The 16,671-nt window shown below is 45.3% G+C and carries 15 protein-coding genes; 7 read left to right on the top strand and 8 right to left on the bottom strand.

Going from position 1 to position 16,671, the window contains the following annotated elements:
• Positions 1–9: 9 nt before the first annotated feature.
• The 3 genes from CWO27_RS05225 to gloB form a co-directional block, all read right to left on the bottom strand.
• A complete protein-coding gene (locus tag CWO27_RS05225) occupies positions 10–696 on the bottom strand; it encodes a YIP1 family protein (protein WP_048661230.1) in 687 nt (228 codons plus the stop codon).
• Positions 693–2,267: a LysM peptidoglycan-binding domain-containing protein gene (locus CWO27_RS05220; protein WP_102432045.1), complete on the bottom strand. Its 1,575-nt coding sequence runs from the start codon at positions 2,265–2,267 to the stop codon at positions 693–695. Before CWO27_RS05220 ends, CWO27_RS05225 begins: the two co-directional genes overlap by 4 nt.
• Positions 2,268–2,337: 70 nt before the next feature.
• Complete coding sequence (gene gloB / locus CWO27_RS05215) at positions 2,338–3,096, bottom strand: hydroxyacylglutathione hydrolase (RefSeq protein WP_048664593.1); 759 nt, start codon at positions 3,094–3,096, stop codon at positions 2,338–2,340.
• A gap of 53 nt (positions 3,097–3,149) precedes the next feature.
• Here gloB and CWO27_RS05210 point away from each other — a divergent pair, with 53 nt between their 5' ends.
• A complete protein-coding gene (locus CWO27_RS05210; RefSeq protein WP_048661233.1) occupies positions 3,150–3,932 on the top strand; it encodes a class I SAM-dependent methyltransferase in 783 nt (260 codons plus the stop codon).
• A gap of 119 nt (positions 3,933–4,051) precedes the next feature.
• On the opposite strand, the gene rnhA is transcribed toward CWO27_RS05210, so the two are convergent.
• Positions 4,052–4,516, bottom strand: coding sequence for a ribonuclease HI (gene rnhA, locus CWO27_RS05205; protein ID WP_048661234.1), 465 nt, complete (start codon positions 4,514–4,516; stop codon positions 4,052–4,054).
• 56 nt (positions 4,517–4,572) lie between these two features.
• On the opposite strand from rnhA, the gene dnaQ reads away from it, so the two are divergent.
• Positions 4,573–5,340 carry a DNA polymerase III subunit epsilon gene (gene dnaQ / locus CWO27_RS05200; RefSeq protein ID WP_017060722.1) on the top strand — a complete coding sequence of 256 codons (768 nt, stop codon included), beginning with the start codon at positions 4,573–4,575 and terminating at the stop codon, positions 5,338–5,340.
• A 9-nt stretch (positions 5,341–5,349) separates the two neighbouring features.
• Positions 5,350–6,597 (top strand): TIGR03503 family protein, encoded by a 1,248-nt coding sequence (locus tag CWO27_RS05195; RefSeq protein ID WP_102479012.1) that lies wholly within the window; start codon positions 5,350–5,352, stop codon positions 6,595–6,597.
• 130 nt (positions 6,598–6,727) lie between these two features.
• Here the strand turns inward: CWO27_RS05195 and fadE are convergent, their stop codons facing one another.
• Entirely contained in the window at positions 6,728–9,193 is a 2,466-nt protein-coding gene (gene fadE, locus CWO27_RS05190; protein ID WP_102432043.1) for an acyl-CoA dehydrogenase FadE, read from the bottom strand.
• A gap of 328 nt (positions 9,194–9,521) precedes the next feature.
• On the opposite strand from fadE, the gene lpcA reads away from it, so the two are divergent.
• Entirely contained in the window at positions 9,522–10,097 is a 576-nt protein-coding gene (gene lpcA / locus CWO27_RS05180; protein WP_004734322.1) for a D-sedoheptulose 7-phosphate isomerase, read from the top strand.
• Positions 10,098–10,164: 67 nt separating this feature from the next.
• Positions 10,165–11,010 carry a class II glutamine amidotransferase gene (locus tag CWO27_RS05175; protein WP_017079424.1) on the top strand — a complete coding sequence of 282 codons (846 nt, stop codon included), beginning with the start codon at positions 10,165–10,167 and terminating at the stop codon, positions 11,008–11,010.
• Between the two features lie 100 nt (positions 11,011–11,110).
• On the opposite strand, the gene purN is transcribed toward CWO27_RS05175, so the two are convergent.
• Together purN and purM are read right to left on the bottom strand one after the other, a co-directional pair.
• The gene (gene purN / locus CWO27_RS05170; RefSeq protein WP_102479010.1) at positions 11,111–11,797 is read right to left on the bottom strand and encodes a phosphoribosylglycinamide formyltransferase; all 687 of its coding nucleotides are present in this window, start codon (positions 11,795–11,797) and stop codon (positions 11,111–11,113) included.
• Positions 11,798–11,917: 120 nt separating this feature from the next.
• Positions 11,918–12,958 (bottom strand): phosphoribosylformylglycinamidine cyclo-ligase, encoded by a 1,041-nt coding sequence (gene purM, locus CWO27_RS05165; RefSeq protein WP_008222945.1) that lies wholly within the window; start codon positions 12,956–12,958, stop codon positions 11,918–11,920.
• A 169-nt stretch (positions 12,959–13,127) separates the two neighbouring features.
• Between purM and upp the strand changes: the two genes are divergently transcribed.
• Positions 13,128–13,754, top strand: coding sequence for a uracil phosphoribosyltransferase (gene upp / locus CWO27_RS05160; protein ID WP_017060716.1), 627 nt, complete (start codon positions 13,128–13,130; stop codon positions 13,752–13,754).
• A 141-nt stretch (positions 13,755–13,895) separates the two neighbouring features.
• Here upp and CWO27_RS05155 read toward each other — a convergent pair whose 3' ends face one another.
• Positions 13,896–15,134: a uracil-xanthine permease family protein gene (locus CWO27_RS05155; RefSeq protein ID WP_107898671.1), complete on the bottom strand. Its 1,239-nt coding sequence runs from the start codon at positions 15,132–15,134 to the stop codon at positions 13,896–13,898.
• A 277-nt stretch (positions 15,135–15,411) separates the two neighbouring features.
• On the opposite strand from CWO27_RS05155, the gene CWO27_RS05150 reads away from it, so the two are divergent.
• The gene (locus tag CWO27_RS05150) at positions 15,412–16,662 is read left to right on the top strand and encodes a DUF2066 domain-containing protein (RefSeq protein WP_102479009.1); all 1,251 of its coding nucleotides are present in this window, start codon (positions 15,412–15,414) and stop codon (positions 16,660–16,662) included.
• The last annotated feature ends 9 nt before the right edge of the window (positions 16,663–16,671 follow it).

Below are 16,671 nucleotides of genomic sequence, written 5' to 3'. Positions count from 1 at the left end.
ATCTTTAACTTAAAAGATTAAAATGTAGAGCGCCCAGATTAGGTAGTAGCCGACCCATGGTAAGCCAGAGATGACCAGTGCCTGACCACGCTCAAACTCAGTCCACGTCAATACAGCGGCATAACCCAACACAATGTACCAAGGCAACAACAGTGGTAATGAGCTAGCAAACTGCGACCAATCATTGGTTAGCGGTAACTTGATTAAGCCGTTTAAGCTATTCAAATCAGCGGCGTAGTTCATCACATGCCCATGCTTGAGTATCAGGCTTGCGTAGCTCGCAATGTCTCCTAAAACTGCAGGGAAGATGATAACGGATGCCGCTGCAAACCATCGCCAAAAGCTATGTTGATGTTGGCTTGGCTTTGTTGCTAGGTTAAACCAGAATGCCAACAAAACGATGGTTAGCGTTCGGCTAAATACGTCGTTGATGATTTCACTTGCGAGTAGGGTGTTGCTGTCAAGTAACGCCAATTGGTCAGGGTTAGTTTGAGCCAATTGCTGTGATAGCTCTGCACTTAACCATGCAAAATCGACATTCGAAAAATAAGCACCCCAAAACAAAAATGGGCTGAGCATTAATACGACGTAGGGTTGCCATCCCCAAGCACTTCGCTGATAAAGCGCTAAGAAACACGCTGTTGGTGAACGGAATATATCCAACAGCATGACGAGTGGGTTACTTGACGGGTTCATACACTTACCTTAGTTACATCAACATACAGCTTGAGTTTTTGTCCTGGCTGTAGGTATTTCTTGTTCTGCAAAGCGTTCCATTTTACAACATCTGTACTTTTTACTTTGAACTTTGATGCAATACCGCTGACTGTGTCACCAGATCTTACGTTATAGAAGATCGTGCGGATGACGGCGCCGTCTGAACCATTCTTCCAAATGACCAGTTCTTGACCAACTCTCAGCGTGTCGCGTGGTCCCATACCGTTCCACTTAGCCAGTGATTGGTGAGATACCTTATTTGCGCGTGCAATCGTCCATAGGCTGTCACCACTTTTTACTGTATGGCTGAGCTTATATTGACCACGACTCTTCGACTGGGTGCTTGCTAGGCGGTTTGAAGCGCTTAGTGCGTATGTCTTGTCATCTTTAGTTGATGTTGGGATTAGCAGGTGCTGTCCAATACGAATATTGTTGTTGCTCAAACCGTTTGCAGAGCGAATCACTTTACTGGTGGTGTTGTATTTGCTTGCTAGCACGCTAATGCTGTCACCAGATTGAACTTTGTAACGCACCAACTTCATGCCTTTGCCTTTATTGGCAGCGACTTCTTTGTTGAATTTTTCAACTGAGTCTAGAGGAAGTAATAGCTGTTGGTGTTTCTCTGGTGCCGTTGCCCACTGGTTGTAAGCAGGGTTGTAGCCTTGCAGCTCTTTAACTGGAATGCCTGCGTAGTTCGCAGCAATCGCTAGATCAAGCTGTTCTTCAGGGTTAACCAGAGTCAGCACTGGCTTGTTCGGGATCGCAGGGATATCGATGCCATACTTTTCTTGATTGGCAATGACATCAGCTAGAGCAAGCAGTTTAGGTACATAGCTGCTGGTCTCTTTTGGTAAATCGAGAGAGAAGAAGTCGATTGGTTTACCCAACTTCTTGTTCTTACGGATTGCGCTGTTTACTCGACCACCGCCACTGTTATAGGCAGCAATCGCATGGTTCCAGTCGCCATCGAAACGTCGGTTAAGGTCTGATAAGAAATCCAATGCGGCGTCGGTAGAGGCGGCAACATCACGGCGGCCGTCATACCAAAAGTTCTGTTCAAGCCCGTAGTCTTTGCCTGTGCCTGAAATGAATTGCCATAGACCTGCAGCACTGCCATGAGAATAGGCAAACGCATCGAAAGAACTTTCTACAACGGGCAATAGGGCCAGCTCTAGTGGTAAGCCTTTTTCTTCAATCTTAGTGGTGATCAGATACAGGAAAGGTTCAGCACGCTTTGATACGGTTTTTAGATGACTCGGGTGCTTGAGGTACCAAGTTCGGTAGTAGTCGACCTTCTTTTGGTCTGGTACTTCCATTTCAAGTTGCATCGCAATGCGTTTCCAAACATCTTGTTGTGTTTGTGGAGTTACGACAGGTGCTTCAACTTTTTGATCTTCTTTGGCTGTGGCTTCTGATGAAACGTTCGCTTGAGAAACTTCTTTAGTAGGAGATGTGTTGGTTTGCTCGGAAGCTTGGTCTGGATTCTCTGACTGAGTTAATTGGCAACCAGAAAGTAGTAATACCAAAGCCCAGCTGTACTTAACTCGCATGTTACAGCCTTTTTAATTAACGGCCGATGATAATACTTGCCACCCCCTATGAGTGACAAGTCTGTATTTGTTAAAATTCGTTCTTCCACGCACGTAAAGCGGTGAATACCGATAAAGGGTCGGTCTGCTCGGTGCGATTAGACACTGATTTCACTACACTTGGCTCGGTATAGCGCAAGAAGGGGTTCACAAACTTCTCTTGTCTCAAATTTGTGGGGATGGTCGACTTATTTTGCGCGCGAAGTCGGTTCACTTGGTCGCGATATTGCTGCAAATGTTGGTTGTCAGGTTCAACCGCTAATGCGAAAGCGATGTTTGCGGCAGTGTATTCATGCGCACAATAAACTTCGGTTTCTTGAGGTAGCGCCGTGATCTTATTCAGTGCATCGAACATCTGTTGTGGTGTGCCTTCCATGATTCGGCCGCAACCCGCAGAGAACAGCACATCACCACAAAACAGTTTTGCATCACCTACATAACCAATATGACCCGCGGTGTGGCCACTGAGCCCTAGGACGAGGAATACTTCGTCAAACAGTTCTAATTGGTCACCATCATCGACTGGGTGAGTTAAGGTGGGGATTGGTTCATTCCTTGGACCCACGACATCAACGCCGGGAAATTGTCTAACTAGTTCTGGAACGCCACCAATGTGATCGTGGTGGTGGTGCGTAATCAAGATTGCATCTAAAGTTAGCTCATGGTGTGCTAAGTACTCTAATACTGGAGCCGCATCACCGGGGTCGACGACAGCACAACGGCGATCGCTATTTTCAATCAGCCAGATGTAATTGTCGTTAAATGCAGGTATGCTTTTGATATGTAACATTATTGGTTCTCCAGTCACTTTTAGTGCGACAGAATAAGTGAGACAGATTATTGATGAAGCCAGCACGTAGCAGAAAGAAGTTTGAACGTCCTTATACTTGGGCGCAATTGCACAATGGGGACTGGTTGAGAGAATCTATTCAAACTCGACTCGATGAGTGGTGCCCAAAGCTATTTGGTTACCATATGCTCAAGCTCGGCGGCCTCAGTAGTGAGATTTCTAGCTGCACATGCAACATTCAACATCAAGTAAACCTAGATATCCAGAACCCATTACATAATGTGATAGCGGATGGCTATAATTTGCCCTTTTTGGAGAAAAGCTTTGATGTTGTGGTGTTGAGTCATCAGTTAGATTATAGCAATGACCCACATCGCTTATTGAGAGAAGTTGATCGAGTCATGATGGACGATGGCTATATCATTATCACTGGCTTTAACCCGATTAGTGTCACTGGGCTTGCCAGTTTGATGCCTTGGCGAAAGAACAGTTTGCCTTGGAGTGGGCGCATGTACACGCCTAACCGAATAAAAGACTGGTTAGGGGTACTTAATTATGAAGTGATTCATTGTGACACCTACGCGCTGTTTCCGATGAGTAAGTATCAAGCGATGTGGACGTGGTTGGAGAACAGCTTAGGTGGATGTGCATCCTTCGCCGGAAGCCAATACTTTATTGTTGCACGTAAACGTACTTACCCGCTTAAACCTATCAAGCCACATTGGCACCTTAAGCGACGTTTCTCACCTGTTGGAGCAAGTTTTAGAACCAATACGCGTCGTACAATGGATTCCGCCAAAGCGTCATATCCGCTAAAAACAGAAAAAGCCGACTAGTTGTCGGCTTTTTATCTACTAGTTCGGTTAAGAAATTATCAATTAATTTAAGGCGTTATCAATCAGTTTCAGGAACAATAAATCATTTTCTGAAATGTACGTCTAATTCTAAAAGACGATTAACTTGGCTGATAGCCCGTATCTTCTTTAGTCGGATTTTCCGCTGCGTTTCTTGCTAAATCATCACACATTTCGTTTTCTCTGTGTCCTGCGTGTCCTTTTACCCAGCGCCAATCAACGCTATGGCGAGCGGTTTCTTTATCAAGCCTTTGCCACAGATCGGCATTTTTAACCGGTTTCTTGTCGGCTGTTTTCCAGTCACGCTTTTTCCAGTTGTGAATCCACTGTGTGATGCCTTGACGCACGTATTGGCTATCTGTGGTCAGAATCACAGAACAAGGCTCTTTGAGGGCTTGGAGAGCAACGACAGCGGCGAGCATTTCCATACGGTTATTGGTTGTTAGCGTGAAACCTTCTGCTAGCGTCTTCTCGACTTTTTTGTAGCGAAGTACGATGCCATAGCCGCCAGGACCAGGGTTGCCTAAACAAGAACCATCAGTGAAAATTTCAACTTGTTTCGTCATGATTTGATACTATTACCTCAAGCACATTATCGGCATAGTCTGACACAGTTATCCTTATGAATACCAGTAGCACTCCAGAACAAAGCACGAACGAAAAAAACAGTTCGAACGAAAATAAGCGCATTGTTGTACTCGATACCGAAACCACCGGTATGAATACAGAAGGTGGCCCTCATTACATGGGTCACCGCATCGTTGAAATTGGTGCAGTAGAGATCATCAACCGTAGGTTGACCGGGCGTCATTTTCACGTCTACATAAAACCTGATCGTGCGATTCAAGAAGAGGCGATTGGCGTTCACGGTATTACCGATGAGTTCTTGATTGATAAGCCTGAATATCAAGACATACATAAAGAGTTTCTCGACTTTATAAAAGGTGCAGAGCTGGTGGCTCATAACGCGCCCTTCGATACCGGCTTTATGGACTATGAGTTTGAGAAGCTTAATCCAGCGATAGGTAAAACGGATGACTACTGTAAAGTTACCGATACCTTGGCGATGGCGAAGAAGATATTCCCAGGTAAAAGAAACAACCTAGATATCTTATGTGACCGTTATGGTATTGATAACTCGCACCGTACTCTCCACGGCGCATTACTCGATGCGGAGATCCTAGCCGACGTCTACTTATTGATGACGGGTGGCCAAACTTCGCTGCAATTTAACGCTGGTCAACAGGAAGGCGAAGCCGAAAGCATACGAAGAGTAGAAAGTGGTCGAAAATCCCTAAAGGTTTTACGAGCTACGGCCGATGAAGTAGAAGCGCATCAAAGTCGTTTAGATCTCGTCGAGAAAAGCGGAAGCTGCCTCTGGCGTCAGTAGGGAGAGAGTATGTTAAGGGTATTGGCTACCGGTTGTTTATTGCTGTTAAGCTTTAGCTTGCATGCGGCAACAGAATCCGTAATGAGTTTATTGGACAACCGTTTTCGAGTTGATTCCAGTATTGAACAAGTCACCTTTGTGATTTATCGAGCCGATAACTCTAAACCTGTCGTTTTGGTTCGTCCTGATGGCAAGAAATACTACTCTTGGCGCAATGCTGATAATGTCCGTTGGTACGAAGAGTCGTCCATGGACATTATATCTATCGACAATCCGATGCCTGGCCCTTGGCAAGCGATAGGTAAAGTTTCCCCTAAGAACAACATCAAGCTCCTGTCTCATCTTGTTTTGGATGCTAATGAGTTTCCCGACAAGTTGTATCAGACTGAGCGCATTAAATTTACCGCCCGTCTCACCTCTGATGGCAAGCCGCTTGTGCTGCGTGATTTTCTCGAGCGCGTGAAGCTTAAGGTTACCTTTACTAAGTTTGTTGAAAACGAAGAGTCTTTAGTGAGAGAAGCTCGCCCGGTTCCGGTTGTGATGGGCGAGTTTGCTGATGATGGTGTTGATCTTGATGAAAAAGCGGGAGACGGCGTATTCACAGTATCCTTACCAATTGATATCGAGCCCGGTAAATACCGAGCGCGAATTACCTCTGGTAATGGTGTGTTCCTGCGAGCGCAAGAGCAAGAAGTCTTGGTTTACCCAACACCGCTCACTACCACCTTTATTCAGTCTCGAAAAGAGGGTTTACCTCATACTATTGTGGTGTCTGGTGAACAGGGGATGATCGCACCGAGCTCTTTGGCGGTTCATGTTGAGCACAAGGCTCCTGATGAATATGTTATTTACAAGCAGGGGCAAGCTGAAGTCGACGCAATGAAAGTCGCTTTAGAGCTGCCTTATAATGGCGATTTAGGGATTTATAATTGGTCAGGGATGGTTTATGCCACTGATGCTTCAAGTCAGCGCCCGCTTATCTTTCCAATTACTGAGCAGTCGTACAGCGTTGTTGAAGATATCGACTTAGCAGAGTCACGACGCCTTCAAGAAGAAGCACTTGCTGAACAGAAGCGTATCGCAACAGAGTTGATGATCCTTCAAAAACGTGAAGATGACAGACAGCGCAGTATGATCATTATTGCGGTGGGTAATGTGGTCGCTATTCTATTGGGCTTATTGATTTGGTTTGTGGTTCGTAAGGTCAAGGCGAAGAAAAAAGCGTTACCTGAGATGCAGCTTAAAGCGCCTAAGTAACTCGCTTAGATGATTAGGTTGTCTGGAGAGAATAAGCCGCCAGAGATAAAGCATTAGAATTTTTGACAACGATGTCATGAACAAAAAAACGGGACTCATAGGAGTCCCGTTTTTGTTTCTATTTTTGACCTTAAGCGACGTTATCAATCGATTGGTCTGGGTACTGAGACTTTGCTGCAAGCTCCTCTGGTGAGAAGTCATCAACGTTAATCGTGTACAGTCTGTGTTCCTCAGCGCTAATCAGAAGATTTGCTTCGTCTTGCGTTAAGATACCTTTTTCAAGTCCCAACTGAGCAACAAGATCAAGTCGTAAGAAGGCACGTTTTTGATGCGTCTCTTTGCAGACTTTGTCGAACAGAGGTTCAGCTTGAAGAATCACTTCTAGCGCTTTTTCAATCTTACCTACTGGGTTGTATTCCGTTGCTTCTAGGTATTGGCCACGACCGATACGAGAGCGTGTTTCACTTGGTGTTTGTAGAATGTGCGCGACTTTGCTATCCAGCTTGTCGTTTGGTGCACGACGGATACGGCCAAATGGCATTAGCACAACACGAAGCAGACGACCAATCACAGGGTTAGGGAAGTTCGCTAAGAACTCATCAATCGCCACTTCAGTTTGGCGTAAGCTATCTTGCATACCCCAATGTACTAACGGTAGATCTTCAGCGTGGCTGCCTTCGCTTTCAAAGCGTTTCAGCGTTGCTGAGCCGAGGTAAAGTTGACTCAGGATGTCCCCCAATCTTGCTGATAAACGTTCTCTACGCTTCAGTGAGCCACCTAGAACTGCCATTGAGATATCAGACAGTAGCGCTAGGTTTGCACTGTAGCGGTTTAGCTGTTGGTAGTAACGTTGTGTCTGTTTATCGGTTTTATTTGAAGGTGTTGGCGCATCTGAACCACGGCCATCGGTTAAACCAAACCACAAGCTGCGGACTAGGTTACTCATAGTAAAGCTAACGTGTCCTGCTAACGCCGAATCAAACTTATCTAGAGCATCACTGCTTTCAGAATAAGCCGCTTCCATTTCGTTAAGTACGTAAGGGTGACAGCGAATCGCACCTTGACCATAGATGATCATTGAACGAGTCAGGATGTTTGCGCCTTCAACCGTAATCGCGATAGGCGAACCTTGGTAGCCACGAGCTAGGAAGTTCGATGGACCTAAGCAAATACCTTTACCGCCAACAATATCCATAGCATCGATGATGCTGCGCTGACCACGGTGTGTACAGTGGTACTTAACGATTGCTGAGATAACCGAAGGTTTTTCGCCAAGATCGATACCTGCAACGGTTAGATTACTTGCCGCATCCATCACATAAGCGTTACCCGCTAGGCGTGCAAGTGGCTCTTCAACCCCTTCCATGCGGCCAATCGGTTGTTTGAATTGACGACGAATACGAGCATAAGCGCCCGTTGCTAATGCAGCAGACTTAATACCACCCGTTGAGTTTGAAGGCAGTGTGATACCACGACCAACCGACAGACACTCAACCAGCATACGCCAGCCTTGACCTGCCATTTTCTGGCCACCAATGATGAAGTCGATAGGCACAAAGATATCGTCGCCTTGCGTCGGACCGTTCTGGAACGGCACATTCAGCGGGAAGTGGCGATTGCCAATTTCTACGCCTTTTAAATCCGTTGGGATAAGCGCACAAGTGATGCCTAGATCTTTTTGGTCACCAAGCAGACCATCAGGGTCACGCAGTTTAAAGGCCAAGCCTAATACCGTCGCGACAGGTGCTAGGGTGATGTAACGCTTGTTCCAAGTTAGGCGCATGCCCAATACTTCTTCACCTTGCCATTCGCCTTTACATACCACACCGTAATCTGGGATTGAACCTGCATCAGAGCCAGCTTCTGGGCTCGTCAGGGCAAAACAAGGGATCTCTTTACCTTCTGCTAGGCGCGGCAGGTAATGATTTCTTTGTTCTTCTGTACCGTAGTGTTGTAATAACTCACCAGGGCCTAATGAGTTAGGTACGCCAACCGTTGATGACAATACGCTAGAAACGCCGGTTAGCTTCTGAAGAACCAAAGACTGAGCGTAAGCCGAGAATTCTAAACCGCCGTATTTTTTCTTGATGATCATGGCGAAGAATTTATGGTCTTTCAGGTATTGCCATACTTCTGGTGGCAAATCTGCAAGCTCATGGGTGACTTGGTAATCATTGACCATTTCACACACCGTGTTTACCGGGCCGTCTAGGAACGCTTGTTCTGCGCCTGACAGTTTTGGATCAGCGATGTTTTGTAGCTTTTTCCATTCAGGCTTGCCTTTGAACAACTCTGCTTCCCACCAAACGGTGCCGGCTTCCAGTGCTTCTTTTTCTGTTTGAGACATTGCCGGTAGTACTTTCTTAAATACAGAAAGCGCTTTTTGGCTGATGAGAGTTTGACGAATGGCTGGCACAGCAAAGATCGCAACGGCTAACAAGTAACAAAGCCAACCAGTGACTGCCACGCCGCCGAACAGTGTTAATGCTACCATTGCGCCAGTTAATACAACTAATGCACGTACCAGACTAACTCTATGGTAAAGACAGACGCCTAAGATGGCTGTCATGCCGAGTAGGGAGAGCAATATGTTCATGATCGATTTCCTTTTCAGAGATCACTTATTGTTATTAAGTTTTAGGTAAGAGGTCTAACCAGTCAAGTGTAAACAAAATATTAAATATTTGTAAAACTCCAAAGTGAATAAAAAGTGATCTCAATAGAGTTAAAGTTCTAATTGTGAGAGGTTGGTGGCGAATATTTGGACGGATCGGCAGCGAGACTCTAATTAAGGTGGCAATCTTTGGGCTTAAGTGTCGACACTATTTCATGTTTGTGGGTAAACTCAGGTAAAAGAGGGGAAAACCCTCAGCTCTCATTTCACGTACTTTAAGTTGCGTAAAAAAATATAAGAGATAAGCCTTATGTACCATGACCTAATCAAAAGTGAATTGAACGAAGCTGCTGACGTTCTGAATAAGTTCCTGAGTGATGACCATAACATCGCTCAAATTGAAGCGGCGGCAAAACTGATTGCTGACTCATTCAAGCAAGAGGGCAAAGTGCTTTCTTGTGGTAACGGTGGTTCACACTGTGATGCAATGCACTTCGCAGAAGAGCTTACTGGCCGATACCGTGAAAACCGTCCAGGTTACGCTGGTATTGCGATTTCAGATCCAAGCCACCTGTCTTGCGTGAGTAATGATTTTGGCTACGACCACGTATTTTCTCGTTATGTAGAAGCGGTAGGTCGTAAAGGTGATGTGTTGTTCGGTCTGTCGACTTCAGGTAACTCTGCCAACATTTTGAAAGCGATTGAAGCTGCTCAAGCTAAAGGCATGAAGACGATTGCATTGACGGGTAAAGATGGCGGTAAAATGGCGGGTTGCGCTGATATCGAAATCCGAGTGCCACATTTTGGTTACGCAGACCGTATCCAAGAGATTCACATTAAGATCATTCATATTGTGATTCAGCTTGTTGAAAAAGAAATGGAATAATAGTTTTACAGACATTTGGAGCCCAGGTTTGTGGCTCCATTGGTTTTAAAAGGGAGTAGATTAAACCATGTGTGAATTGCTCGGTATGAGCGCGAATGTGCCAACTGATATTTGTTTTAGTTTCACCGGCCTGATGCAGCGTGGAGGTAATACCGGACCACATCGTGATGGTTGGGGAATCACCTTTTATGAAGGGAAGGGCTTTCGAACGTTCAAAGATCCTAACCCTAGCTGTGAATCAAAGATTGCTGAGTTAGTTCAAAACTACCCAATTAAAAGCCAAGCTGTTGTCAGTCATATCCGTCAAGCCAATCGTGGTGGCGTTAATCTAGAAAATACTCACCCATTTACCCGTGAGCTATGGGGACGATACTGGACCTTCGCTCATAATGGCCAATTAACGGATTACGATGATCTGGTTAGTGGTCGTTTCAGACCTGTCGGCGAGACGGACAGTGAACTTTCTTTTTGTTGGTTAGTGAAACAGCTAGAAGATCGTTTCCCTGAACCACCACAAGACATGGAAGGTATGTTTCGCTTTGTCGCGGAATGTTGTGACCAGTTGCGTGAGAAAGGTGTCTTTAACATGCTACTCAGTGATGGTGAGTATGTGATGACCTATTGTACGAATCACTTGTACTGGATAACAAGACGTGCACCTTTTGGTAATGCGAGCCTGATTGATGAAGATGTTGAGATAAACTTTCAAGAAGAGACCACGCCAAATGATGTGGTTACGGTCGTCGCAACGCAGCCTCTAACATGCAATGAAGAGTGGTTTAGAATGAAGCCAGGCGAATACGCACTGTTTCATTTTGGTGAGCTGATTGGTAATAACCATAAAGCGTTGGAAGATGTTGCTTACGCACCTAAAAAGGTTGCAAGCCAAGCACCAACTGAGCCATTGAGCTAAGTATTCCGAATAGTATTAATTTGAAACGCATAAAAGAAAGGCCGCTTACTGAACTAATGAATCAGTAAGCGGCCTTTTTATTTGGTTTAGTTTTAACGAATCACTCTTCTGCGTAACCGTGTTTGCCCAATGCCTTGCTGTCTAAGATAGCTTGTCCGTTTGCCATTGATAAACGATCTTCCGCGAACCACTTGCAGACCAGAGGATAAATGCAGTGTTCTTGAGTAAGCACTCGGCTTGCCAGCATGTCAGCATCATCATCTTCAAATACAGGAACCTTAGCTTGTAAGATTACAGGACCACCATCGAGCTCTTCGGTAACAAAGTGGACGCTGGTGCCATGCTCTTTGTCCTGAGCATCAATAGCACGCTGGTGGGTGTGCAGCCCCGGATACTTAGGTAACAGAGAAGGGTGGATATTGATCATTTTACCCGCGTAATGACGAACAAACTCTGAACTCAGAATGCGCATATAGCCAGCGAGTACAATCAGGTCGGGTTGGTAAGCATCGATCTGAACCATCAATTCATGATCAAATTCTTCACGCGAATTAAATTCTTTTGGATTCACCGAATGAGCGTCAACACCTGCTGACTTTGCTCTCTCTAGACCAAAAGCCTCTGCTTTGTTTGAGAAAACGGCCTTAACAGAGGCATCAATCGTGTGGCTCTCACAGGCATCCAAAATTGCCTGCAAGTTACTTCCGCTTCCTGAGACTAAAACGACGATGTTTTTCTTAGAGTGACTGTTATTCATAGAATGGCTGTTCTTCATAGAGTGGGTCATGCGATTGGTTAACTGGACTGTTTACAATGTACCTACATAAACTAAGGTTTTCTGCGGGCTAAATAGCAAAATGAGGACCATTAGGTCCTCATTGATTAACTAAGTAAGTGAGCGTATCACTTATTTGATTTCTACTTGCTCTTCGCCAGCTTCAGCGTTTGCGATCTCACCGATAACCCAAGCGTTTTCGCCTTCTGCTTTCAGTAGTTCAACAGCAGCGTCTGCTTGATCTTTAGGTAGAGCAACAACTAGGCCTACACCACAGTTGAAAGTGCGGTACATTTCAAATGTTTCCACGTTACCTTTCTCTTGTAGCCAGTTGAAGATAGCTGGCCATTCCCAGCTCTTGCCATCAATGACTGCTTTAGTGCCTTCAGGAAGTACGCGTGGGATATTTTCCCAGAAACCACCACCTGTGATGTGCGAGATAGCATGAATGTCATGCTCAGCAATCATCTTAAGTGCCGATTTGATGTAAATCTTAGTAGGTTCTAGTAGGTGCTCACCGATAGTGCGACCTTCTAGTTCTTCACTCTTATCAGCACCAGAAACTTCTAGAACTTTACGAATTAAAGAGTAACCGTTTGAGTGTGGACCACTTGAACCAACAGCGATAAGTGCGTCGCCTGCTGCTACTTTAGTGCCGTCAATGATGTCAGCTTTTTCTACAACACCAACACAGAAACCAGCTACGTCGTAGTCGTCGCCTTCGTACATGCCTGGCATTTCAGCCGTTTCACCACCGATTAGTGCACAACCAGCTTGAACACAACCTTCAGCGATACCAGAAACAACGTCTGCTGCTGTATCTACATCTAGCTTACCTGTTGCGTAGTAGTCTAGGAAGAATAGCGGCTCACCACCTTGAACGATTAGGTCGTTCACACACATTGCCACTAGGTCGATACCAATGGTGTCGTGTTTTTTCAGATCCAAAGCAAGGCGAAGTTTAGTACCAACACCATCAGTACCTGAAACAAGTACCGGCTCTTTGTATTTCGTTGGAAGTTCACATAGGGCGCCAAAGCCACCAATACCGCCCATTACTTCAGGGCGACGAGTGCGTTTAACAGCACCTTTAATACGGTCTACTAGTGCATTACCTGCGTCGATATCAACACCAGCGTCTTTGTAGCTTAGAGAAGAAGTATTACCACTCACGGGATAGTCCTCGAACTTAAGTTGGATGTGAAAACGGCGCTATTCTAACAGGGCTTGATTACCAAGAGCAAACGTTTGCGCGGTTTTTTTTATTAGAATAAAGATTCTGAAATAACCTTAGAGTTCGTGTATAATCTACAGGTTTGTTTAAATATTGCCGGAGTTGGAAATGAAAGTTGTTGAAGTGAAACACCCGCTAGTAAAACATAAAATTGGCCTGATGCGTGAAGGTGAGATTAGCACTAAGCGTTTTCGTGAGCTAGCGACAGAAGTGGGTAGCCTTCTAACATACGAAGCGACATCAGACTTTGAAACTGAGCGTGTGACGATTAACGGTTGGAACGGTCCAGTAGAAGTTGACCAAATTAAAGGTAAAAAAGTAACGGTAGTGCCAATCCTACGTGCTGGTCTAGGCATGATGGACGGCGTTCTTGAGCACATCCCAAGTGCACGTATCAGCGTTGTTGGTATTTACCGTGACGAAGAAACACTTGAGCCGGTACCATACTTCAACAAGCTTGCATCTAACATCGACGAGCGTATTGCTCTAGTGGTAGACCCAATGCTTGCGACAGGTGGTTCTATGATCGCGACTATCGACCTAATGAAAGAGAAAGGTTGTAAGCACTTTAAGATTCTTGTGCTTGTTGCTGCTCCTGAAGGTATCGCTGCTCTAGAAAAAGCGCACCCAGACGTTGAGCTTTACACCGCTGCAATCGATGAGAAGCTAAACGACAAGGGCTACATTGTTCCTGGTCTTGGCGATGCTGGTGATAAGATCTTCGGTACTAAGTAATTCGGTTTCAGCTTAAGTGACTCTAAACCGTTTCTTAACTCGCTGAATTAGCCGTATTAGTAAAAAGGGAGAGCATTCAATGCTCTCCCTTTTTTGATCTTGTTGGTTTGTGATTCTTTTGAATCTAGCCTTACCGATTCATTAATCGATTTGAGCTTTGTCTACCACAGTGTTGTCACCTAACTCTTCTGGAAGCACTAGGTTAAGTAGAATCGCCACGATACCGCACAAGCTTACGCCCTGTAGGCTGAAATCACCGATACCAAAGGCCATGCCGCCAATACCAAAGACTAAAGTAATGCCGACAATCACAAGGTTGCGTGATTTGTGTAGGTCAACTTTGTTTTGAATTAGAGTATTCAAACCTACGGTTGCGATAGAGCCAAACAGTAGAATCATGATGCCGCCCATTACAGGAACCGGAATCGTTTGAAGTAGTGCACCTAGCTTACCGACCAATGCAAGAACGATGGCTGTTACAGCAGCCCAAGTCATGATCACTGGGTTGAATGCTTTGGTCAGCATAACTGCACCTGTTACTTCACTGTACGTAGTGTTTGGTGGCGCGCCCAGCATTGAAGCGGCAATGGTTGCCACGCCGTCGCCAGTAATAGTGCGGTGTAAACCTGGTTTCTTAAGGTAGTCTTTGCCTGTTACATTAGAAATAGCAAGCATGTCGCCTACGTGCTCAACAGCAGGTGCAATCGCGACAAACACCATAAAGAAGATAGCGTTGATGTTGAACTCTGGCGCTGTGAAGTTTGGTAGTGCTAACCAAGACGCTTGCGTTACTGGTGTGAAGTCTACCGCGCCGTATACCAAGCTAGTGATGTAACCCGCAACAATACCACCGAAGATTGGCAGCAGCTTAAGGAAGCCTTTTGAGAACACACTGATGACAATCGTCACTAACAGTGAAATCGAAGAGATCCACAGTGCAGCGTCTGCATCAACAAGTTGAACCGCGCCGTCGCCTGTCTTACCTAGCGCCATGTTAACTGCAACAGGTGCAAGACCTAAACCAATAACCATAATTACTGGGCCAACAACGACTGGTGGGAGCAGTTTATGGATAAAGCCAACGCCACGAACTTTAATTAACGCGCCCATTAGTACATACACAACACCTGCCGCCATTAGGCCGCCCATGGTTGCACCGACACCCCAAGTTTGAATACCAAACATGATAGGCGCGATGAATGCAAAAGAAGATGCTAAGAAGATTGGCACTGAACGGCGTGTAATAAGTTGGAATAAAAGGGTACCAATACCTGCGCCAAAGAGTGCAACGTTGGGGTCAAGTCCTGTTAGTAGCGGCACGAGTACAAGCGCACCAAATGCTACAAACAGCATTTGCGCACCTTGCAGAGCATTTTTCATGTTATGTCCTTAAAATGGTCGTTATATGAAAAGCGAAAAATAAAATTCGCGGGATTCTATCACTTAGCAATCGATTGCCACACCAAATAGATCAAATTTATTTATCTTAATGATGTTTTATATCCATCTAAGCCCTAGAAATTCAGTTTATAAGTGAGCGATTTATCATGGCCAGGTGATATTTTGTGGTTATTAAACACAGTGGGCGCTATCGACCTTGCCCCTCAATCCATAGTTGCTTATCATCTAGGCACAAGATTTGAATATTAGGATCAGTATGCGCTACATAGCATTGTTGTTGATGGGACTATTAGCCTCTCCGAGTTATGCCTTAACTCAAGTAGATATTTTTAGTGCTGAAGTTGCGATTAACGCTGAAGACAAACAGCCAGAACAAGTGGCAAGAAATACAGGTATGGAGCAGGTATTGATACGTGCGACCGGCCAAACTGATGTCGCTTCGAATGAGACGATTCAAAAGGCGATGCGCAAGAGTTCGCAGTACATGTCTCAAATGAGTTTTGGTGAAAGCAATGACCAATCAACATTGCGTATGCGTTTTAACGGTGCTCAAATCCGTTCGCTATTGACTCAAGCACAGTTACCGTACTGGCCTGACACGCGTTCAAACATCCTTGTTTGGCTGGTAGAAGAGGACAACTACGACAAGAATATCGTCTGGGAACACTCTAACTCGCAGTTAGCAGCGGGCTTGCAAGCAAACGCAAAAGAGCGCGGTTTGCCTCTAACGCTGCCTGTGGGTGACTTTGACGATATTACGGGTATTGCAACTTCTGATTTGTGGGGCAGCTTTGTTACGCCAATCAGTAAAGCGAGTCAGCGTTACCCTGTTGATGCTGTATTGGTGATCAAGGCTCAATCTTCAGGTCTACGTTGGACTCTATACGATCAAAAGCCAAGTCAATTGACGAGCGCACCAACATCGCCTGTAAGTGGTTCTTTATCAGGTAACAGTGCCACGACTTCTAAGAAGTTAGTCGACCAAATCAGTAACTACTACGCAGGAAAAAGTGCTGTGACGGTAGCGAGTGAGTCATCAGAATCGATTTTAACGCAGTTTATTAGCCTGAATAATGCTCAAGACTTCTTTCAGTTGGAAAACGCACTTAAGCGTCTCAACTCGGTGGCAAGCCTAGATATTCTGAAGATTCAGAACAACGAAGTAACTTTCCGAATTCACTTATTGTCGACTCAACAAGAGTTTGAGCAAGAAGTTGCAAGTATTCGCCAAGTTGCGAAGGTTGAAGAATCTTACATTGAGCCTGAAGTGAGCCCTGAATTTGAAACTCAAGACAACACCATGTCTGTAGGCGATGATTCAACAGACGCTGCTGAAGTCGTTGGTGACGAAACTGACTCAGGCGTACAAGTGATTAATGGCGACGAGGTATCTGAGGATACTGAGCTAACGAACACGCCTGACGCAACGCTAGAGGAACCTAACACAGCTGATACTGCGCCTGTACATGCTAAGCCAAGCTTGGTCTACGAGTGGGTTCGCTCATAATTGTCTGCT

Source organism: Vibrio sp. 10N.286.51.C3 (genome assembly GCF_003050065.1).
Classification (GTDB): domain Bacteria; phylum Pseudomonadota; class Gammaproteobacteria; order Enterobacterales; family Vibrionaceae; genus Vibrio; species Vibrio crassostreae.
The sequence above is the reverse complement of the archived record's forward strand: the minus strand, read 5'-3'. Positions and strand labels throughout refer to the sequence as shown.